Genomic DNA, 20,703 nt, shown 5'->3' with positions numbered 1-20,703 from the left:
AGAACCGCAATTCAAATATTCAATCTGTAAAACTAAAAAATAAAAACCGATGTCTAGGCATCGGTTTGTATTTTTTAAATGATCAAAGTTAGGCTTTTAACCATCTATCTACTTGAACTTGATCTTTTATTGCCAATTCTACAGTGGTTAAAGCGACCTCTGCCCCATGTAATTCGAATTGCATCAATTCATCACGACGAAATGCATAGACGGTAAATGTGCCTTGCTGTTTTGCATACTTCGCTAATAATTTCTCAGATGCTTTTAAACCATCAATTGCAATAATAACATCATGTGCAGACAGACCCGCTTGAGCTGCTGCACCATCACGGCGTGCTTGTTGGATGATCACACCTTCAGCTTTATCGGCAACTTTTAATCCAAATGGCAAAGCCTTGTCATTTTTTAAGGTATAACTTAAACCAAACTCTGGGAACAATTGATCCAGAGGCAATTCATCTGTGGTATTAATCAAATGATTAATTTGCTCAACCCAATCATCACCCGTCAATTCTTTACATAAATCGAAAATGCTACGTTCGCTCACTTGAATACCTTGTTGGCTATTTTCATATAAACGACGCATAACAGCATCTAAACTTGAACCACGTAAACGCAGTCCTAAATCTAAACACAAGGCAACCAAACAACCTTTGTTGTAATAACTTGTTCCTGCATTATTTGAGTTTTCATCTGGGCGATAAAACTTAATCCAAGCGTCAAAACTAGATTCAGAAACAGATTGGATAAAACGACCTGGATTTTGTAAATAGCGATCAATTTGTGATTTTAATAATTTCAAATATGATTGTTGTGAAATCACACCACTACGATACAAAATCAAATCATCATAATATGAGGTAAAACCTTCAAACATCCACAACAAAGAAGTATAACCTTCTTGATCTAGATCATAATTTGCAAAATTTTCAGGGCGAATGAATTTCACCAACCATGAGTGAAAATATTCATGGCTACATAAACCTAAAAAGCGCTGATAATCCTCAGATGGCTCATTAGATTCGTCTGCTTTCGGTAAATCATCACGTGGTGTGATCAAACTGGTACTGTTTGGATGCTCTAAACCACCATAACTATTGCCTGTCGCCATCGTCATAAAGGTATAGTTTGAAAATGGTGCCGAACCAAACATGGCAATTTCTGTACTACAAATTTTTTCAATGTCTTGTTTCATACGATCAATGTTCATCGCATGTTGACCAGAAACAACAAACTCATGGTCGATGCCATATGCTTCAAAACTAAAACGTGTTTGATCTGCCAACTCAAATGGTGCATCAATCAGTTGTGGGTAATTTTCAGCTTTTAAAGTGTAGCGACCTTTCACTAGACTTTTCGACTCTAAGCCAGTCGCGATTTGAAAATGCTTCAATTCATTGGGTAAGAAAACTTCTAACTCGATAGGTGAATGCTCTTGATCTTGTAAACCTAAGCACACCACAGCAGGATTAATATATAAACGTGTTTGATCGACATAAGCACCACGCACAGATAAGTCATAAGCATAGACATCATATTCAACCGTAATCAATTCATGATCTGTGTTGTATAAGCGCCATTTATTTTTTTCAAATTTATTTATTTTAAGCTGACGTCCTGCTTCATCATACGCTTTCACAGATTCGATATGCTTTGAAAATTCACGAATTAAATAGCTGCCCGGGATCCAAGTTGGGAGTGATAAAACTTGGGTCGGGTTCGCCAAAAAACGTAAAGTGACATGAATGAGATGTTGACGATAATCGTCAAATTCAATTTGATAATGCAACATAGAGATCTATTCAAAATACGAAAGTGATAAATTACCAATTAGAGTAGCATTTTTTTACAAAGTCAGGCGTTGTTCGTCGCAATTGTCTACAATTTTAACTAGCCTTGTCTTAAAAAAAAGCATAGCATTCGCAAAGTTTGTGCTTACTCGCCATAGGATTGGCTAAAGGTAAATCTGTTGAAAATTCTTACTTCTTTTATAACGTTAATGAGCTTAGTTTGCTCCACGCTCGTCAATGCCGCTTTACTCGATATTAACCCACTCTCAGTTGAAGCCGAAGCTTGGACTATATTAGACACGCAAACGGGTCAAACCATTGCCGAATATAATAGTCATGCACAACGCGCACCTGCATCTATGACCAAAATGATGGTGGCGTATATCGCCCTAAAAGAGCTTAAAGCTGGTCATCTTACAAAAGAAGAAATTATTACTGCGACCCCAGTTGTCAAAATGGTGCAATGGGACGAATCGCAAATGTATTTAAAACAAGGCGAACAAATTTCAATAGACCAACTGCTCGCAGGCTTAATTGTAATGTCAGCCAATGATGCAGCAGTAACATTGGCTGAACGTATTTCTGGTAATGTTCCTGCTTTCGTGGCACGTATGAACCAAGAAGCGCAGGCATTGGGAATGAAAGACACTCATTTTGCCAATCCACCTGGTGTAACAATGCCAGATCATTTTTCATCTGCACATGACATGGCTTTATTGGGTCAAGCTGTGACAATGCAAACACCAGAATATTTGCATTATTCTGTATTGCCAAGTTTTAGTTATAACCAACACTTTCACCATGCGACCAATTTGGTATTAAAATCCGACCCAAGTGTGGATGGATTAAAAACGGGTTTTACCAAAGCTGCGGGTTATAACTTAGCATTAACTGCACATCGTCCATCAGGTCTTATTGAGTCTCCAGACCGTCGTTTAATCGTCGTGGTCATGGGTGCAAAAAGTGGCGTAAAACGTGCTGAAATTGCGCATAAATTACTAAATTTAGGTTATGCCTATACTCGTGATGAGATTGTTATTAAAGACAAGCAGCTGATTGCTGAACTACCTGTGATTAAATCAACTTTGAAAATGTTTAAAGTTGAAGCGAAAAAACCTCAGATCGTTACGACCTCTTTATACAATGACCCTACGCCAATCGATTTAATGGCTTTTGATGTTGTGAATAGCCGTGTAATGAAAAGTGATGCAAATGGTTTACTCACAGTAATTCATCCTTTAGTGACAACGCAAACTCACTTAAATGTTGAACTTAATGAAACATCATTGACTGCGCCTTTAGAAAAAATCATCCATTTGGCAAAAGTAAATGTTTATCAAAATAACATTTTAATTCAAAGCTTTGACATCGAAGATGAAGTACATATTGAACAAGCGTCATGGTTTGAACGCTTATTAGAATGGTTCAAAACATTGTTCTAAATTGACCACCAACTGTTTTACTCAGTTTTATTGTATTTGTGTAAATTGTAATACAAAAAACCTTAATTATTTTAAAGAGGATGGCATATTTAGGCCATCCTCTTTTTCATAACAACTATTAGGTTTTCTTGTATGTCTAATCTACATCATATTGTGATTGTTGGTGGTGGTGCGGGTGGTTTAGAACTGGTGACGCAACTGGGCGATACACTTGGCAAAAGCAAAAAAGCCAAAATCACGCTAGTCGATCAAAAACTCACACATATTTGGAAACCCTTGCTGCATGAAATTGCTGCAGGAACCATGAATCCAAGTGATGAAGAAACCAATTATTATGCACATGCGGCTAAACATCATTATGAATTCGTTTTAGGTCGTTTTGAGCAATTAAATCGTGATAATAAAACGATTGAGTTAAGCAAAACTCAATCCAGTAAGTATGAATCAAATCAAGAAAAGATAACGCTTCATTATGACACCTTGATTATTGCTGTTGGCTCAGTATCAAATGACTTTAAAACTCAAGGTGTTAAAGAATTCTGCCATTACCTCGATAGCCGCCAGCAAGCTGAAATTTTCCAACAAGATTTATTGCATTTATATTTAGATGCACAAAATAAAAATGTCGATCGAGATCTACATATTGCAATCATTGGCGCAGGTGCAACAGGTGTTGAGCTTTCGGCAGAACTGGTTCAAGCCAAACAAAATTTTTATAAATATGGTTTGAATAAAATTAATCCAAACAATGTCAAAATTTCATTAATTGAAGGTGCAGATCGCATTTTACCTGCACTATCTGAAAAAATTGCGGAGCATGCGACACAGCAATTAAAACGAATGAAAATTGAAGTCCTCACAGCAAAACGTGTGGAAAAGGTCGATGCTGAACGTGTCTATTTCAATGATGGTACATCGATTGAAGCACAACTGAAAATTTGGGCAGCAGGCATTAAAACCCCAGCAGTCATTGCCAATTTAGCAGGTTTTGAAAAAGATCGTATTGGACGCTTAGATGTCTATGCAACTTTACAAACTAAATCCGATCCCAATATTTTTGCCTTTGGCGATTGTGCACATTGTATTTTAGATGCACGTGAAGCACCTCTAGGCCCTCGTGCACAAGTGGCTAGCCAACAAGCTACCTTTCTAGCAAATGCAATGCAAGCACGAATTAAAGGTAAACAACTTCCAATGTTCCAATTCTCAGACAAAGGTTCATTAGTTTCATTAAGTAAAAATAAAGCCGTTGGTGAATTACTCGGACAAGTCAATGTTCAGGGTTTTATAGCCAAATCGATGTACGTGTCTTTATATCGTATACACCAAGCCACTATTTATGGCTATGCACACGCAGGCTTACTTACGGCTAAAGATTTTGTTACACGTAAAATTGCGCCAAAAATTAAATTGCATTGAAATTTAGAAATTCGCCCTAATTAATGAAAAAATGGTCAAAATAACGCTGGAAATGCAATTTTTTACGAATATTAGTCTACAAAAATTGCTTTTCACTTTATGATATAGCCTTAAAATTTCCGATTATCGAATGGATCAATAACATGACTGCTATTGCAAATAACAACGTGGTTTCTTTCCACTATACGTTGACTAACGCTGAGGGTGAAACTCTCGACAAATCACAAGGTGAGCCACTTGTTTATTTACACGGTGCAGGAAACATCATTCCTGGTTTAGAAAAAGCTTTAGAAGGTAAAACTGTAGGCGACAAATTTACAGTAACTATTCCTGCTGCTGAAGGTTATGGCGAATATAACCCAGATTTAGTTCAAGAAGTTCCTGCTCAAATGTTCCAAGGTGTTGAAAACATCGAAGCGGGCATGCAGTTCCAAGCTCAAACTGATGACGGCGTTCAAGTTGTTACAGTTAAAGCAATTGAAGGCGAAAACATCATTGTTGATGCTAACTTCCCATTGGCTGGTCAAGACCTTACTTTTGAAGTAGAAATTGCTGAAATTCGTGATGCTTCTGAAGAAGAATTAGAGCATGGTCATGTTCACGGTGCTGGCGGTCATCACCATTAAGTTCAGATAAATCATCTGATCTAAAAGGCAAAGTTTTTACTTTGCCTTTTTTATATCTTTAACTATGGACAGTACGAATACATCATTATGCAACGACAGCTCATCTGGTTTCGCCAAGACTTACGCATTCATGACCATACTGCCCTTTGGCATGCAGCCCTGTCAGGGCAAGTCATTGCGCTGATTATCCTGTCTCCTGAACAGTGGAAAATCCACGATGATGCACCAATTAAGATAGATTTTTATTTACGCCAAATTCAACAATTAAAAAATAGTCTAAGAACACTTAACATTCCATTACTCATTCGTACTGTTCCGCTATGGAAAGATGTTACGACAGAAATCGTTCAACTGTGTCAAGATTTTAAAATTGAAAATGTCCATGCCAATATTGAATGCGGTGTGAATGAACTGAATCGAGACTTCCAAGTTCAAAAAGCACTAAATCAACACAGTCTTGATCTGATTCTATACCATGATCGGACGGTGTTTCCTGTCGGTTCAATTCGTAATAAATCTAATCTGCCCTATCAAGTTTTTGGTGCATTTAAAAAATATTGTTACGAACAACTCAGCATTTCCGTTCCACAAACCTACCCTACGCCTGAACCTCAACAATATTTCGAAATCAATATTTCGGACATGATTCCAACCTTACAACAACTCGGCTTTGAATTCGAAAACATAAACCGACAATGGCATGTTGGAGAAGCCCATGCTCTAGAAATACTTGATGATTTTATTGAAAATAAACTGTTTGATTATCAAACTGAACGTGATTTCCCCCACAATGAAGGGACGAGCCAGCTTGCTGCTTATTTAAATATTGGTATTATTTCAATTCGACAATGTCTCAATGCTTTGTTTCGTGTACAACACGGACATTTTCACATTGAGCATATTGGACAACAAACATGGCTAGATGAACTATTGTGGCGAGAGTTTTATCAACATATTTTATTTGATTTTCCACGTGTTTCTAAACATTTACCATTCAAACAAACCACACAAAATATTCAATGGCGTAATGCACCTGAGGATTTTGAAGCTTGGCAAACAGGACAAACGGGTATTCCGATTATCGATGCAGCGATGAGACAATTATTACAAACGGGTTGGATGCATAATCGAGCACGAATGATTGTAGCAATGTTTCTAACAAAAAATTTATTGATCGATTGGCGCTTAGGCGAACAATGGTTTATGCAACATTTAATCGATGGTGATTTAGCGGCAAATAATGGCGGTTGGCAATGGTGTGCATCTACAGGTACAGATTCCGTGCCTTATTTTCGTATCTTTAACCCTGTGAGCCAATCTCAGAAATTTGATGCCCAAGGTGATTACATTCGACAATGGGTTCCCGAACTTGCACATTTAGATGCCAAAACTATTCATGAACCCTATGGTAAAAATCCAAATATTCAGTTGAATTATCCAAAAGCAATTGTCGATTTAAAACAAAGTCGTGTTCGAGCAATCGAGGCTTTTAAGCAAATTTAATGAGTACAACCATTGCTTAAAAGCTTCAAAACATAAGTACGAAAGATCAAATGACTTTTTTAAACGTCTTTTGGTCGTCTTGTTGATTAAATGCAGGGCGCTCAATTGACTCAAAATAACATAAATATTTAAAAACACTATCTAGTGATACATGAAGCTCTTTTTGTTCTGAAACAGACCAAACTTTAGAATGATTGGCACCTGAAAATGTACTTCCAGTCAATTGGAATAAATACAAATCTTGGGTCTTATGAATCTGTTTTTTACTACTTTGTGCTTCCGTCGTCAATAATAATTGACAAGCAGAATTGATCAGCCATTTTTCGCTAAACCAAAGTTGTAAAAGATCACCTAAATACAATTTTTTTTCACTTAAAGGCCAAACATGCAGATATGCTTGTGCAACTTCAATATGATATTGCTGAGGTTTTTTCAGAATAGTTAGATAATTTTCTTGATAATAAGAAAAATTTGAAAAAATTTCGGGAATAGTTAGCGTATTCATTCGCTGTCTCCTATTTAGCCATTTTAGTGCTGGCAAGTTAGTTAAATCCACACGGTTTAAGCATTGCTTAAACTCAACTTCTAAATTGAATCTAGCAAGCTAATGCCACTATTACAACCTTTAAAACCAATTTTTTGTGAATTTATATTTTTTTGTTCAAATAAAAAGCATATAACTTAAAAATGAAGAAAACATGACACGAAGGTCTTGACCGCTAAATATATATCCTTATAATCGCATTCAGATTCTCCAATAGCTCAGTCGGTAGAGCGACGGACTGTTAATCCGCAGGTCCCTGGTTCGAGCCCAGGTTGGAGAGCCAGATTCTAAAAACCCACTTAATTAAGTGGGTTTTTTTATGCATTAAAACCATAACGATGAAAAATAATAAAGAGTTTGCGGAAATATTATTAATCAGCTTTTGATGAACCATTAACCCTCTCTCCCTTTAAGAAATCAAGAATAAAGCCCCAAAAAAAATAACCAATATTGGTTTTAAAATATCTTTAGCCATAAATTCTTGATTTTTTAATTTGCCCAAAAGTTTACCTAAGAAATAACTTAGTTATTAAGACATTCAAAGCTATTATTTTTCTTCGATTATTCAGAAGCAAAAAAGGAAGCGATCAACACTTCCCTTTAAAAATTGATAATTTAAGCCACTGCTTTATTAGGTACACCACTATGGAAACGGAAGGTTTTATCCGGACTTAGAATCAAATCCTTTTCCACCTCACGAATTAGCTCGATACGCTGCTGGATATCTTCCTCTGGATCTTTTAACTTTGCAGTCTTTGCAACATCCAAAGCTAAAGTAAGATAATCCTCATAATGACGAGATTCAGACTTTAATAAGTATCGGTAATAACGCCCCAACTCTTGATCTACAATCGGAGCAAGCGCATAGAAACGCTCACAAGAACGCGCCTCTACAAATGCACCAATCACCAAGATATCAATTAAAGCTTCAGGCTCATAAGTACGAATTTCTTTACGTAAACCACCTGCGTAACGTCCCGCACTTAAACCTTTCCACTCTTGACCACGCTTGGTCATAAACTCTAAAACTTGTTCATAATGCAACATTTCTTCACGAACAAGTTGTGCCAGTTTGATTTGTAAATTGGTAAAAAAACTATAACGGAACATCAAATTCATTGCTGTTCCTGCTGCTTTTTTTTCACAATTTGCATGATCTTGCATGAGCAAAGGGAGATTGTTCAGTGCTTCATCCAGCCAAGCTTTAGGTGTTTCGCAACCTAAAAAAGCAATGACGGGCTGCATAAGTTCATCATAATTAATACTAGACATGACCAAAATTCAACAATATAAATAAAAGGAAAAAATTAACTTGCGATGTGTATTGCTGCTTTCATATCCTGAACAGCTTGCTCTAAACCGACAAACACACTTTCTGCAATAATTGAATGTCCGATATTCAATTCATGAATTTGAGGAATCGCGGCTATTGCCGCAACATTTCCAAGGTTTAAACCGTGACCTGCATTAACCACCAAACCTTTAGCGGCTGCATATTCAGTACCTTTGATAATTCGCTCTAATTCAATTTGTTGCGCCTCACCCGTTGCCTCAGCATACGCACCTGTATGCAATTCGATGGTTGGCGCACCACAAGCGATGGCTGCATCGATTTGTGCAAAATCAGGATCAATAAACAAAGAAACATCACAACCAATCGCCGTTAATGTGTGAGTCGCAGCTTTGACATCTTCAAAATGTCCCACGACATCTAAACCGCCTTCCGTCGTCACTTCTTCACGCTTTTCTGGAACAAAGCAGACATGATGCGGTTTGATCTCTTGAGCAAAAGCAACCATTTCATCAGTTACAGCTATTTCTAAATTCATTCTGGTCTTTAAAACAGGACGCATACGGCGTACATCATCATCTTGAATATGACGACGATCTTCACGTAAATGTAACGTAATGCCTTCTGCTCCTGCTTGTTCACAAATTAATGCTGCTTTTACAGGATCAGGATAAGTCGTTCCACGTGCTTGTCTTAAAGTCGCAACATGATCAATGTTTACACCAAGCAATGCAGCCATAACATTTTCCTAATATCAATAAATTTAAAATTAGCGGTTCACAATTTTTGATTGAGAATTTTGAATCCAAAGCTGACGGCTTTTAAGCGGTCGATCACCCAAAAGTGAAGTAATCATTTGTCGATAAAGCTTTGCTAATAATTGTAACTGTTCTGCACTAAAATCCCTACCCTTTTCATAATTTGCCATGCTCAGAATTTGCTGACCCAATAAGGTTGCAGATGACGTGTGCACGACTGGGGTGAATCCTTCAGACAATTGAAACTGATAACGTTGGTTTTGAATGATTTCGTGTTGATTCGAATCATGCGCATAATCTAAGGGATAGCCAAGTTCTTCTAAAAGCGCATGTTCAAATTGACGTAAAATTTGGCGCAAAAATAAATCCGTCTGAGTATTTTCAGATAGTTTTTGTAAATGTTGTAAGGTTAAATGATACTGCTCAAACGTTTCAGGTAATGCCTCTTCTAAAGGGCATAATCTGAGAATAATCTCATTCAGATAAAAACCTGAAAAAAATGCATCGCCATAAAAAAAAATCGGCTGATTCAAAATTTCAAGTTTAGAAAAATTTTTAAGTTCAGATTTTCCGGAAGCTTGTAAGGTAATTGGTTGATATTGTGGTGGTGGTGTTTGTCTTATAATCCCATCGACACGACCATGCTCTTGGGTAAACAAGTGCACAATATGACTACGTTCTCTATATTTACGATGATGAATTAAATAACCATGTAAAACTTCATTACGCATTGATCAGTGTTTTATCCAATAATCAGTCATCTTTCTTGTTTTTTTCCTCTTCATCATCCCCATCTGGAATGACTGCACCCACGACAGCGGCTGTCCCTTTGACAACCCCTTTCGTAGTTTTATAAGCAACTTTCACTGGAACCGTAACGAGTTTATGAATACAACCTTGCAACATGAAAACACAAGTGACTATAGCTAAAACTTTGATCATTACGGTTCATTCCTTATATTTTTTTTTAACGATTAGATATCGCTATATCCTAAACTTTTTAATGCACGCTCATCATCAGACCAGCCACCTTTAACTTTCACCCAAAGCGTCAGCATAATCTTCTGCTCAAACATTTTTTCCATGTCCGCACGAGCATCAATACCAATCTTTTTCAGCTTAGCACCTTTTTCACCAATTACGATGGCTTTTTGACCTGAACGATCAACAAAAATCGTCGCATCAATATACGTACAAGCGGGCTTTAGACGACCTGTTTTTTCATTAATCGTCGGATCTTCTGTTTTAAATGATTCTATTTGAACCGTTAAATCATAAGGAAGCTCTTCACCCAATTGACGCATAATTTTCTCACGAATAATTTCACTCGCAAGGAAACGCTCAGAACGGTCAGTTAACTGTTCCAAAGAATACAATGGTGGCTGGAAAGGTAAATAATTTTCAATCGTCGCACGCAAATGATCCAAGTTAGCACCACGTAGTGCAGATACTGGAACAATTTCAGCAAAATTCATCAATTTCGCACGCTCTTGAATCAATGGCAAAGCATGATTTTTGTTTTCAAGCGTATCAATTTTATTGATCACGAGAATAACAGGCATTGTTGCATTTTTAAGCTTTTCTAAAACAAGTTCATCGTTTTGTGTCCATTTGTCTGCATCCAATACAAACAAAACCAGATTCACATCACGAAGTGCCGAGTGTGCAGCACGATTCATCATTTTATTGATAGCACGAACTTCTTTTTTGTGCATCCCGGGCGTATCTACGAATACTGCTTGAGATTTTTCACGTGAATCAATACCGACAATTTTATGACGCGTCGTTTGTGGTTTGCGTGATGTAATTGAAAGTTTTTGACCCAAAATATGGTTCATTAACGTTGATTTACCAACGTTTGGGCGTCCAACAATCGCAACAAAACCACTTTTATAATCAGTAGGAATTGTTGTGCCTTGAGAACTAAAAAATTGATTAATTAACTCATTGCCGTTTTTAGTCGGCTCGTGATCAGCATCATTGTGATCGGAATGTTCATTCATGCAGTTTACTGCTCCAATAACTTTAAAAATTCCGCCGCGACTGCCTGTTCTGCAAAACGGCGGCTTGCTCCCTCACCTATCATTTTAGGCAAGCCATCTACTGTACATTCTACTTTAAAATGTTGATTTGGTGCATCACCTTGAATATCTACGACCTCATAAATAGGTAAATGTTTTTTACGAGCTTGTAGATATTCTTGTAGACGTGATTTCGGATCTTTCAATTGATCGGTAGGTTCAATATTTTCAAAATAAGGATCATACCATTTCAATACAATTGCACTTAATAACGGTAAATCCTGACAATCTGTATAAATTGCACCAATGATTGCTTCGACTGTATCCGCTAATATTGACTCACGATGATGACCACCCGATTTCAATTCACCCGTACTTAAAATTAAACTGGTACTGAGTTTTAAGTCGTTAGCAATTTTACCCAATGCTTCCTGACGAACTAGAGTCGCACGCATACGCGTCAGACGACCTTCATTTTCAGTCGGATAAGCGTGATATAGATAATTTGCGACAATCATACCTAACAATGCATCGCCCAGAAATTCCAAGCGTTCATAGTTATATTTGTGACTCACCGAACGGTGAGTCAGCGCAAGTTGCAATAACTCGTATTGTTTAAACTGATAACCAATTCTGTTCTGTAAGCGTGGATCACTTACTTTCAACTGACCTTTTATCAAAACTCTTCTCAAATGTGAGGACTATATCGATATTCAGCATGAAATTTTTTCGTACCTCATATTTCTTAGTCACTTGTAAACCATCTTGTGTAGAAACAGTAGCAATATCATTAAATTTAATATCTCTGATATTGTTCATCTCGAACCTTTTACTAACTTCTGATGCAAATTTAGCGGGGCTAATATCCGCAGGGCTACTCTTGACTTGCTCTGCAATTTGATCATTGATCATACGATCATCCCAGTATAACGGCCATACAGCAACTATGATTTTCAACATAAAAGCTAAAGCAATTATCCCCAATAAAATTCCAATATATGAAGTGCCTTGTTGTTTTTTACGCATTTTTTTATCCAACAGGTGAAAATGAATTATCCTTAATTCCAAAGCAAAAACAACTTGGCATAATCATCAGGATTGATTCAAACTATTTCATGACGTTTAATTGTTTATAAATTTTACATACACCCTAAATAAAGCGTAATAAGAATTTATTTAAAGTATTATCCTTTAAACGGCAGCAAGTTGCTAGTTTAAATCACTCGTTGGCTTTTATTTTTCTTATAAATCAATACAACTTGCTCGCTGTAATAGATAAAAATAAAGGTCAATAATCATTGACCTTTATATCTAGAAAATATTGCAACAACAATTAATCAATTGCACCATTACGACTGAATGAAGGCATTTTCAAGCCTGGTTCTTTATGCATCCACACATAAATCGCATGCCCCGTTAAATTTTCTTCAGGTACAAAACCCCAAAAACGACTATCTGCACTTTGATCACGGTTATCACCCATTGCAAAGTAGTGTCCTTTTGGCACAATCACTTCCCAACTTTCGCCATTCGACTTCACAAAATGATCATTTGCTGTTGCGACATAAGGTAAGTCTTGTTTCTTTTGTGCATAATTAAATGCACTGATCAACGTATTTTGACCTTCTAACAAGCGAACCAAATGTTTATGCTCACCCATTTTTTCATAATAATAAATCGACTTAGGCGTATCTAAAATATCTTTTTCACGGCTAAATTCTGCGGGAATCTGCTCGACATTCTTACCATTAATAATCAATTGACCTTTATTAAACTCAATATGATCACCCGGCAAACCAATGATACGTTTGATATAACTAATTTTTGGATTTAAAGGGTAACGGAAAACCGCTACATCACCACGTTTCGGCTCGCCAATATCAATAATTTTTGTATTTGTAATTGGTAAACGCACACCGTATTGGAATTTATTCACCAAAATATAATCACCCGTTTCTAAGGTCGGTACCATAGAATCTGATGGAATATTAAAGGGTTCAAAAAAGAATGAGCGTAAAACTAAAACGATAGCTAAAACTGGCCAAAAATCATAAGCCCATGAAATAATGACATTTTCATTTCCCTTACCCTTTGTTGCACGCTGCTTCAATACAAACTTATCGAGCAACCATAACCCAAAAAACACGAGCGTTGCGGGTACGAGAATTAAATTAAAATCAAAATCCATGAGCTATACGACCTCTTAATTATATTATCTGTCGACTTTCAAAACAGCTAAGAACGCTTCTTGTGGGATTTCAACACTACCCACTTGCTTCATGCGCTTCTTACCTTCTTTTTGTTTCGAAAGAAGTTTCTTCTTACGAGACACGTCACCACCATAACACTTAGCCAATACGTTTTTACGCATTGCCTTCACTGTCGAGCGTGCAATAATTTGCGCGCCAATTGCGGCTTGAATTGCCACATCAAACATTTGACGAGGAATTAAGTCTTTCATTTTTTCTACTAAGGAAATACCACGATGACGTGCATCATTACGATGACAAATCATTGCCAAAGCATCAACTTTCTCAGAGTTAATTAACACATCAACCTTAACTAAAGATGAACTCTCGAAACGTACAAAGTTGTAATCTAAAGATGCAAAACCACGTGAACAAGATTTCAATTTATCAAAGAAATCCATCACCACTTCTGCCAACGGAATTTCAAAAGTAACCGATACTTGGTTTGCCATAAACTTCATGTCTTTTTGAATACCACGGCGTTCCATACATAAAGTCATCACATTACCCAAGTATTCCTGTGGCACTAAGATGTGACATTCTGCAATCGGTTCACGTAAATCTTCAACAGTTGAACCTTCAGGCATTTTAGATGGGCTATCAATGTATTTGATTGCACCATTTTTCATTAATGCTTCGTAAATCACTGTTGGCGCAGAACTAATCAGGTCTAAATCGTACTCACGCTCTAAACGCTCTTGTACAATTTCCATATGCAGCATACCCAAGAAGCCACAACGGAAACCAAACCCTAAAGCATCAGAACTTTCAGGTTCAAAAAATAATGCCGAATCGTTAATTTGCAGCTTATGTAATGCTTCACGGAAAGGTTCGAAATCACTTGCATCAATTGGGAATAAACCTGCATAAACCTGTGGTTTAACCTTTTTGAAACCAGGTAATACCTCAACATCAGGGGTTGTAGACAATGTAATGGTATCGCCGACTGGTGCACCAAAAATATCTTTAATCCCTGCAATAACAAAGCCAACTTCACCCGCTTCAAGCATACCTGTGTCTGTATGTTTTGGATTAAAAATACCAACAGAAGTCACGATATGCGTCTGACCTGTAGATTTAATCAGCATTTTGTCGCCTTTACGAATACGACCATGCTTGACACGTACTAGTGATACTACACCTAAGTAGTTATCAAACCACGAGTCAACAATGAGCGCTTGTAATGGTGCATCACGGTCACCCGTTGGTGGAGGAATCACATTGACCAGTGTTTCCAAAACACCTTCTACTCCAAGCCCTGTTTTCGCAGAACATGTTGGCGCTTCTGTTGCTTCAATCCCAATAATGTCTTCAATTTCTTGAATCACACGTTCAGGTTCAGCTTGTGGTAAATCAATTTTGTTTAAAATAGGTAGAACTTCTAAACCTTGCTCAAGCGCGGTATAACAGTTCGCAACTGACTGAGCTTCCACACCTTGTGCAGCATCAACAACCAATAATGCACCTTCACAAGCCGCCAAAGAACGAGACACTTCATAAGAAAAGTCTACGTGTCCTGGTGTGTCGATGAAATTAAGCTGATATTCCTCACCATTCGGATGCGTGTAATACAAGGTCACAGAAGTTGCTTTAATGGTAATACCACGTTCGCGTTCAATTTCCATGGAATCGAGGACTTGCGCCTGCATTTCACGATCTTGTAAACCACCACACGTCTGAATGAAGCGATCCGCCAAAGTGGATTTACCGTGGTCGATGTGAGCAATGATTGAAAAATTGCGAATATTTTTGATATCGACTGATTTCTTAGCTTGCGCCATGGGCTACCTTAAACATATAAATTGCGCTATGTATGAAATAAAAATTACATAGCAAAAGCTGATAATAATTGCGAAGGATTATAGCAGAATGCTGTTGTAGAAAAAGAAATATATTTAATGACAGCATGAAACAAATTATCGTCTATTATGTTGTGAATCCTGTGCCCACAGCGTTAAAGAAATATTTAAAAATGAGTGCTGAAGAAATCTATAAATCGAGTAACAGCTACTTTCTCTTCGCTTCTTCTACAGCGACAGCCTGAAATCCATGTTTTAACAATAGACGAATAAAGTTGGTATTTTTTGAATCAACCTCTGCAATCAAAAACTGCATTCGATTTGAAAATAACACCTTATCTTTTAGTACCGATAGAATATGAATCATCATTCTAGACATCAAGCCTTGCCCGCCTAATGATTTAAAACTAAATGTGGTGTCATAATTGTATTCAAAGCATCCATCACCATGACATTGCTTCTCTCAAATCAAAAACTCTTAGACTCAATGATTTCTAGCGCAATTAAATCGTAAGGATCAATTTTAGAATCAATAGGTTGATACGCTTGAATAAAAGTAGGTGACATACGTTTTGGTCGCCCTGTAGCAATCTCTATGCATGCCCATTTGGTATTTCCAGTAAATAACAAACTCTTATCACTGGCTCTAAAAAAAGCATATTGACGAAATGAATATAAAGCATTTATGTCATAGAGCCATGTTCGGAGAATAATGTCATCACCTAACAATGCAGCTTTGCGATATTGAACATGATGCTCAATAGCAACCATGGCATGTTTCATTTCTAAATATTGTTCCAGTCCTACACCTAGCGTTTCAATATGAGCCGATGCGACATCTTGCATCCATTGCACATACACCACATTATTCACATGACCTAAGATATCTATATGTTCTGGTTTCACTTTAATCTGTAAATCAAACACTGAACTCATGTGATTTTTTCCTTCCACGTTTAAGATCTAAATATCTCGATTATTTTGGCATAAAAAAGCCACTTGATAAGTGGCTCATTCTATTCAAATGTTTTAATTTTATTGGATGCGTAAACCAATCATCGCATACTGCCCTTCACGAACAATGGCGACACGAGCAACAGTATTTTTCTGTAAATCCGCAACTGCTTCTACAAAATCATTGGGTGTAATGATTTTCTTGTTATTCACTTGGGTAATAATATCACCTGCAATAATACGTGATTGTGCAGCTAAACCACCTGAAGTGACATCTTGAATAAAGACACCGCCTTTCAAATTCAGTTTATTTTTTTCTTGCTCTGTTAGACTACGAATAGCAACACCAAGAACAGGCCCTTTATTGACTTTTGCAGCCGTCACGATATCCGCTTTAGCAGGAGTATCATCTGGTGCAACCGTTAAAATTGCAGATATTACTTTCGGCTTATCATCTCTTAATACTTCGAGTTGAACCGTTTGAGTCGGTTGAGTACGATTGAGATAGTTTAATAACTCAGAAGTACGTGAAATAGCTGAACCGTTGTATTTCATAATGACATCACCGGCTCTAAAGCCTGCTTTTGCAGCTGGAGAATCTGGTGAAACTTGTGTAATCAATGAACCTTCTGGTTTATCCAACTTATAGGCTTCTGCCAAATTTCGGTCAATATCTTGCAACATCACACCTAGATATGAACGTGTCACTTTACCATTCTTTTTCAATTGATCGACAACGTCCATTGCGACATCAATTGGAATAGAGAAAGACAAGCCCATGTAACCCCCTGTACCACTAAAGATACGAGAATTCACCCCAACCACTTGACCTTGTTGGTTAAATAACGGCCCACCAGAGTTACCTGGGTTTAATGCAACATCGGTTTGAATAAATGGAACTGATGTCTCACCTGACATATTTCGAGATTTCGCACTAACAATCCCTGCTGAAGCAGAATAGTCAAATCCAAATGGTGAACCAATGGCAAGTACAGGCTGCCCAACTTTAAGTTGATCTACATTTCCCACATTTAAAGATGGAAAATTTGCACCATTGACCTTGAGTAAAGCTACATCGGTACGTGCATCACTTCCCACCACGGTCGCATCAATCTCACGACGGTCATTTAACATAATCGTCACTTTAGAGGCATCTTCAACCACATGGTGGTTTGTAAGTAAATAACCATCTCTACTAATAAAGAATGCACTGCCATAAGCTGTTTTTTCTTGTGGTGCTCTTTGCTGAGGAATAATGACTTGATTACCAAAAAAACGTTTTAAAATTTCAGGAACTTGCTGTTGTAAAATTTCTTCCTGAGATAATTTTTTAACAACATTAACACTGACCACAGCAGGACTGACTTGCTCAACTAGATTTGAAAAGTCTACTGGTGTCGAAGCTTGAACTTGTGATGTTGCCGCAGCGACGGTAAATGCTACTGCATACATTCCTTTTTGTATAAGACCATTACTCATTTATTAAGAACCTACAGCTTATAATTTCGCTAAAAAAATGTTTGTAACATATTACTTGGTGTATTTGCGTAATAATATGTTTTCATATTTCTATAAAACAAGACTGTACTTAATATTGGCTTAAATGAACTTTAATGTTGTATCTATACTAAAATCTAAGACTGATAACTATTGTAATTTATGGAAAAAAAGAGTGTTATTGACGCACTTTTTTTGAAATTAGCTGATGGACATGTCTAATTTAAAAACAACACATCAATTTGATGTCATTATTGTGGGTAGTGGCGGTGCTGGCTTAAGTCTAGCCTTATCATTGCCAGAACATTTCAAAATTGCAGTTTTAGCAAAATCTACATTAACCGATGCAAGCACCTATTTTGCGCAAGGTGGTGTTGCTGCTGTACTCGATGAAACAGATTCTATTCAACAGCATATTGATGACACGATGATTGCAGGTGCTCAGTTATGTGAATTGGATGCGGTAAAGCATACTGTAGAAGGTGGTCGTCCATCTGTAGATTTTTTATTGAATCATGGTGTGCAATTTACTTTAGATGATGATGAGCAATTGCATTTAACACGTGAAGGTGGTCATTCTCAACGCCGTATCATTCATGCAGCGGATGCAACAGGCAAGGCTATTTCCACAACTTTGGTACAAAGAGCCATAGAGAAGAAAAATATTCATATTTTTGAAAATTATATTGCGATTGATCTCATTACCACACATAAATTAGGGCAAAAAGAAGAAACGAATCGTGCTGTCGGTCTTTATGCACTCGATGAAAAAAATGAGAAAGTTCATACTTTTTTAGCACCCTTCACCGCTTTGGCTTGTGGTGGCGCTATGAAAGCTTATTTATATACCTCAAATCCTGACATTGCGACGGGTGATGGTATTGCGATGGCATATCGTGCAGGTTGCCGTGTCGCTAATATGGAATTTAACCAGTTCCATCCGACTTGTTTGTATCATCCTCAAGCACGTTCATTTTTAATTACAGAAGCCATGCGTGGTGAAGGTGCTTATCTACGTTTACCAGATGGTGAACGCTTCATGTTGCGGTTTGATGAACGTGCTGAACTTGCCCCACGTGACATTGTAGCTCGGGCAATAGACTATGAAATCAAACGCTTGGGTATCCGTCATGTTTGGTTAGACATTAGCCACAAACCTGCTGAATTTGTGAAAGAGCATTTCCCTACTCTATATGCACGATTATTAGAGCTCGGAATTGATATCACTCACGATATGATCCCTGTTGTACCTGCTGCGCATTACACCTGTGGTGGTGTCGTTGTGGATGAAAATAGTCAAACGGATTTGGCAGGTTTATATGCCATTGGCGAAACCTCATATACAGGGCTACACGGCGCAAACCGTATGGCAAGCAACTCATTACTTGAATGTTTTGTCTATGGTATGAGTGCCGCAAAGGATATTGAGGCAAAGTTTGATCAACCTTTTGACACGCCGAAAGTTGCGGAATGGGATGCCTCTCAATCAACCAATCCTGATGAAGATGTTGTCATTTTACAAAACTGGGATGAACTACGGGCCACCATGTGGAACTATGTTGGTATTGTCAGAACAACCAAGCGTTTACAACGTGCATTGCACCGTATTGAAATGCTTAAAAAAGAAATCACTGAATATTATCAAGACTATCATGTCAGTAAAAACTTGATTGAATTACGTAATTTAGTCATGGTTTCTGAAATGATTGTGCGCTGTGCAATGGAGCGTAAAGAATCACGTGGTTTGCATTACACACTTGATTATCCTGAGCTTTCACCAGAATTAAGAAAAACAGTATTAACACCACCCAACTTTACCGTTGATATGCCTTTGGTGAATGCTTAGTTATTCCGATTAAAACGGTTTCAATAATTTTTAAAATTTTAAGTCATAAAATAGTCAGCTCAAAGTTGGCTATTTTTATTTAAACTACTGTTTAATATATTGTTTAGGCGTTATTTTCATCATTTTTTAAACATCATAATAAAAGAGGTATCACTGTCATAATTCAGTTTTTCGGAAATTGTATGTACAGCGCTCCCTTCTGAGAGCCATTGTAATGCTAAAATCACATGCAATTTTCTACGCCACTGGTTAATACTTAAATTCGTTTCTAATAAAAATAAACGTGTTAAATTCCGTTCACTCATTAAACAAAGTTCTGCCCATTGTTTTAAACCTAAATTCACTTCAGGCTGTTTCAACAAAAAATCGGTAATTTTTAGTGGTCGCACATCTTGCGGCATGGGTAAATGAAATACTTGCAAAGGCACAGACTAAATTTCATCCAGTAAGCAATGCATTAAACGCAGATATTTTTCTTGCTTCGAATCCACATCTAATGTTTCGTCACGTTCAAATAAAGCTTGTAGCAGCGATGAGGCATAAAATAATTGGCAATTTTTTCCCTTACTTTACTCGATTGAGCACAGACTGGATGACTTGATCTGCTTTACTTTGACTCTCTACAATAAACACAGGATAGCCTGAAAACTTAATAAAATTATTGGCAAATTTCTGTGCTTCCAAGCGGAATTTTTCATCAGTTTCAATATGTACCAAAGCTTTCACATATTTAGATAAACGTTCACGATTGTTTTTCACCCAACTTGCAACTATTTTACGCGCTTCATGATCTGTCCTTTCTTGTGAAATTGAACCATTGGTTATAAAGACAAAAACTTCCTGTTTCGCTAATAATGTTTCATAAACCTGAATGGTTTCATCAACAGAAACCTGCTCTTCAGGTTGATGACTGATAGTAATAATCGGAAAGTTATGTAAATCCTTAATTAACATTTCAATCACC

Annotated in this window: 21 protein-coding genes and 1 tRNA gene; 6 read left to right on the top strand and 16 right to left on the bottom strand. The window is 37.2% G+C overall.

Features of this window, described 5'->3' with window-relative positions; all coding sequences use genetic code 11:
* Window positions 1-88: 88 nt before the first annotated feature.
* On the bottom strand, window positions 89-1,792 hold the full coding sequence (locus tag ACG94X_RS06065) for a M61 family metallopeptidase (RefSeq protein WP_419382852.1): 1,704 nt from the start codon (window positions 1,790-1,792) through the stop codon (window positions 89-91).
* 177 nt (window positions 1,793-1,969) lie between these two features.
* Here ACG94X_RS06065 and ACG94X_RS06060 point away from each other — a divergent pair, with 177 nt between their 5' ends.
* The 4 genes from ACG94X_RS06060 (at window position 1,970) to ACG94X_RS06045 (ending at window position 6,780) form a co-directional block, all read left to right on the top strand.
* Window positions 1,970-3,232, top strand: coding sequence for a D-alanyl-D-alanine carboxypeptidase PBP6B (locus ACG94X_RS06060; protein ID WP_419382851.1), 1,263 nt, complete (start codon window positions 1,970-1,972; stop codon window positions 3,230-3,232).
* Window positions 3,233-3,364: 132 nt separating this feature from the next.
* On the top strand, window positions 3,365-4,651 hold the full coding sequence (locus tag ACG94X_RS06055) for an NAD(P)/FAD-dependent oxidoreductase (RefSeq protein WP_419382850.1): 1,287 nt from the start codon (window positions 3,365-3,367) through the stop codon (window positions 4,649-4,651).
* 143 nt (window positions 4,652-4,794) lie between these two features.
* The gene (locus ACG94X_RS06050; RefSeq protein WP_419382849.1) at window positions 4,795-5,277 is read left to right on the top strand and encodes an FKBP-type peptidyl-prolyl cis-trans isomerase; all 483 of its coding nucleotides are present in this window, start codon (window positions 4,795-4,797) and stop codon (window positions 5,275-5,277) included.
* An 87-nt stretch (window positions 5,278-5,364) separates the two neighbouring features.
* A complete protein-coding gene (locus ACG94X_RS06045; protein WP_419382848.1) occupies window positions 5,365-6,780 on the top strand; it encodes a cryptochrome/photolyase family protein in 1,416 nt (471 codons plus the stop codon).
* Window positions 6,781-6,826: 46 nt separating this feature from the next.
* On the opposite strand, the gene ACG94X_RS06040 is transcribed toward ACG94X_RS06045, so the two are convergent.
* The gene (locus tag ACG94X_RS06040) at window positions 6,827-7,285 is read right to left on the bottom strand and encodes a hypothetical protein (RefSeq protein ID WP_419382847.1); all 459 of its coding nucleotides are present in this window, start codon (window positions 7,283-7,285) and stop codon (window positions 6,827-6,829) included.
* A gap of 246 nt (window positions 7,286-7,531) precedes the next feature.
* Between ACG94X_RS06040 and ACG94X_RS06035 the strand changes: the two genes are divergently transcribed.
* Window positions 7,532-7,607 (top strand) — tRNA-Asn (locus tag ACG94X_RS06035).
* Window positions 7,608-7,939: 332 nt separating this feature from the next.
* On the opposite strand, the gene ACG94X_RS06030 is transcribed toward ACG94X_RS06035, so the two are convergent.
* From ACG94X_RS06030 to ACG94X_RS05975, 12 genes are all read right to left on the bottom strand, one after another.
* A complete protein-coding gene (locus ACG94X_RS06030) occupies window positions 7,940-8,596 on the bottom strand; it encodes a MiaE family protein (RefSeq protein WP_419382846.1) in 657 nt (218 codons plus the stop codon).
* Window positions 8,597-8,631: 35 nt separating this feature from the next.
* The gene (pdxJ, locus tag ACG94X_RS06025) at window positions 8,632-9,354 is read right to left on the bottom strand and encodes a pyridoxine 5'-phosphate synthase (RefSeq protein ID WP_419382845.1); all 723 of its coding nucleotides are present in this window, start codon (window positions 9,352-9,354) and stop codon (window positions 8,632-8,634) included.
* A 30-nt stretch (window positions 9,355-9,384) separates the two neighbouring features.
* On the bottom strand, window positions 9,385-10,104 hold the full coding sequence (gene recO / locus ACG94X_RS06020; protein WP_419382844.1) for a DNA repair protein RecO: 720 nt from the start codon (window positions 10,102-10,104) through the stop codon (window positions 9,385-9,387).
* A 22-nt stretch (window positions 10,105-10,126) separates the two neighbouring features.
* Window positions 10,127-10,315 (bottom strand): NF038104 family lipoprotein, encoded by a 189-nt coding sequence (locus tag ACG94X_RS06015; protein ID WP_419382843.1) that lies wholly within the window; start codon window positions 10,313-10,315, stop codon window positions 10,127-10,129.
* Window positions 10,316-10,347: 32 nt separating this feature from the next.
* Window positions 10,348-11,376: a GTPase Era gene (gene era / locus ACG94X_RS06010; RefSeq protein WP_419382842.1), complete on the bottom strand. Its 1,029-nt coding sequence runs from the start codon at window positions 11,374-11,376 to the stop codon at window positions 10,348-10,350.
* A 5-nt stretch (window positions 11,377-11,381) separates the two neighbouring features.
* Window positions 11,382-12,074 carry a ribonuclease III gene (gene rnc / locus ACG94X_RS06005; RefSeq protein ID WP_419382841.1) on the bottom strand — a complete coding sequence of 231 codons (693 nt, stop codon included), beginning with the start codon at window positions 12,072-12,074 and terminating at the stop codon, window positions 11,382-11,384.
* Window positions 12,046-12,420, bottom strand: coding sequence for a DUF4845 domain-containing protein (locus ACG94X_RS06000; RefSeq protein WP_419382840.1), 375 nt, complete (start codon window positions 12,418-12,420; stop codon window positions 12,046-12,048). Before ACG94X_RS06000 ends, rnc begins: the two co-directional genes overlap by 29 nt.
* Before the next feature lie 307 nt (window positions 12,421-12,727).
* Complete coding sequence (gene lepB / locus ACG94X_RS05995) at window positions 12,728-13,582, bottom strand: signal peptidase I (RefSeq protein WP_419382839.1); 855 nt, start codon at window positions 13,580-13,582, stop codon at window positions 12,728-12,730.
* A 24-nt stretch (window positions 13,583-13,606) separates the two neighbouring features.
* Window positions 13,607-15,424, bottom strand: a complete 1,818-nt coding sequence (gene lepA / locus ACG94X_RS05990; protein ID WP_419382838.1) for a translation elongation factor 4 — start codon at window positions 15,422-15,424, stop codon at window positions 13,607-13,609.
* Window positions 15,425-15,650: 226 nt separating this feature from the next.
* Window positions 15,651-15,821 carry a hypothetical protein gene (locus ACG94X_RS05985; protein ID WP_419382837.1) on the bottom strand — a complete coding sequence of 57 codons (171 nt, stop codon included), beginning with the start codon at window positions 15,819-15,821 and terminating at the stop codon, window positions 15,651-15,653.
* Between the two features lie 89 nt (window positions 15,822-15,910).
* A complete protein-coding gene (locus tag ACG94X_RS05980) occupies window positions 15,911-16,378 on the bottom strand; it encodes an acyl-CoA thioesterase (protein ID WP_419382836.1) in 468 nt (155 codons plus the stop codon).
* A 99-nt stretch (window positions 16,379-16,477) separates the two neighbouring features.
* Window positions 16,478-17,875, bottom strand: a complete 1,398-nt coding sequence (locus tag ACG94X_RS05975) for a Do family serine endopeptidase (RefSeq protein ID WP_419382835.1) — start codon at window positions 17,873-17,875, stop codon at window positions 16,478-16,480.
* A 226-nt stretch (window positions 17,876-18,101) separates the two neighbouring features.
* Between ACG94X_RS05975 and nadB the strand changes: the two genes are divergently transcribed.
* The gene (gene nadB, locus ACG94X_RS05970) at window positions 18,102-19,739 is read left to right on the top strand and encodes an L-aspartate oxidase (RefSeq protein ID WP_419382834.1); all 1,638 of its coding nucleotides are present in this window, start codon (window positions 18,102-18,104) and stop codon (window positions 19,737-19,739) included.
* A 119-nt stretch (window positions 19,740-19,858) separates the two neighbouring features.
* Here nadB and ACG94X_RS05965 read toward each other — a convergent pair whose 3' ends face one another.
* A complete protein-coding gene (locus ACG94X_RS05965; protein WP_419382833.1) occupies window positions 19,859-20,167 on the bottom strand; it encodes a helix-turn-helix domain-containing protein in 309 nt (102 codons plus the stop codon).
* Window positions 20,168-20,303: 136 nt separating this feature from the next.
* Window positions 20,304-20,693 carry a hypothetical protein gene (locus tag ACG94X_RS05960; protein WP_419382832.1) on the bottom strand — a complete coding sequence of 130 codons (390 nt, stop codon included), beginning with the start codon at window positions 20,691-20,693 and terminating at the stop codon, window positions 20,304-20,306.
* Window positions 20,694-20,703 lie beyond the last annotated feature (10 nt).

The organism is Acinetobacter psychrotolerans, from assembly GCF_048552595.1.
Taxonomy (GTDB): domain Bacteria; phylum Pseudomonadota; class Gammaproteobacteria; order Pseudomonadales; family Moraxellaceae; genus Acinetobacter.
This window is presented reverse-complemented; position numbering and strand designations above follow the sequence as displayed.

Coding starts and splice junctions, on each gene's coding strand:
- ACG94X_RS05975 (WP_419382835.1), bottom strand. CDS start 17,875: ATGAGTAATGGTCTTATACAAAAAGGAATGTATGCAGTAGCATTTACC.
- pdxJ (WP_419382845.1), bottom strand. CDS start 9,354: ATGGCTGCATTGCTTGGTGTAAACATTGATCATGTTGCGACTTTAAGA.
- ACG94X_RS06055 (WP_419382850.1), top strand. CDS start 3,365: ATGTCTAATCTACATCATATTGTGATTGTTGGTGGTGGTGCGGGTGGT.
- ACG94X_RS06030 (WP_419382846.1), bottom strand. CDS start 8,596: ATGTCTAGTATTAATTATGATGAACTTATGCAGCCCGTCATTGCTTTT.
- lepB (WP_419382839.1), bottom strand. CDS start 13,582: ATGGATTTTGATTTTAATTTAATTCTCGTACCCGCAACGCTCGTGTTT.
- ACG94X_RS06050 (WP_419382849.1), top strand. CDS start 4,795: ATGACTGCTATTGCAAATAACAACGTGGTTTCTTTCCACTATACGTTG.
- era (WP_419382842.1), bottom strand. CDS start 11,376: ATGAATGAACATTCCGATCACAATGATGCTGATCACGAGCCGACTAAA.
- ACG94X_RS06045 (WP_419382848.1), top strand. CDS start 5,365: ATGCAACGACAGCTCATCTGGTTTCGCCAAGACTTACGCATTCATGAC.
- ACG94X_RS06040 (WP_419382847.1), bottom strand. CDS start 7,285: ATGAATACGCTAACTATTCCCGAAATTTTTTCAAATTTTTCTTATTAT.
- recO (WP_419382844.1), bottom strand. CDS start 10,104: ATGCGTAATGAAGTTTTACATGGTTATTTAATTCATCATCGTAAATAT.
- ACG94X_RS06015 (WP_419382843.1), bottom strand. CDS start 10,315: ATGATCAAAGTTTTAGCTATAGTCACTTGTGTTTTCATGTTGCAAGGT.
- ACG94X_RS05960 (WP_419382832.1), bottom strand. CDS start 20,693: ATGTTAATTAAGGATTTACATAACTTTCCGATTATTACTATCAGTCAT.
- ACG94X_RS06000 (WP_419382840.1), bottom strand. CDS start 12,420: ATGCGTAAAAAACAACAAGGCACTTCATATATTGGAATTTTATTGGGG.
- ACG94X_RS06065 (WP_419382852.1), bottom strand. CDS start 1,792: ATGTTGCATTATCAAATTGAATTTGACGATTATCGTCAACATCTCATT.
- lepA (WP_419382838.1), bottom strand. CDS start 15,424: ATGGCGCAAGCTAAGAAATCAGTCGATATCAAAAATATTCGCAATTTT.
- ACG94X_RS05985 (WP_419382837.1), bottom strand. CDS start 15,821: ATGTCTAGAATGATGATTCATATTCTATCGGTACTAAAAGATAAGGTG.
- nadB (WP_419382834.1), top strand. CDS start 18,102: ATGGACATGTCTAATTTAAAAACAACACATCAATTTGATGTCATTATT.
- ACG94X_RS05980 (WP_419382836.1), bottom strand. CDS start 16,378: ATGAGTTCAGTGTTTGATTTACAGATTAAAGTGAAACCAGAACATATA.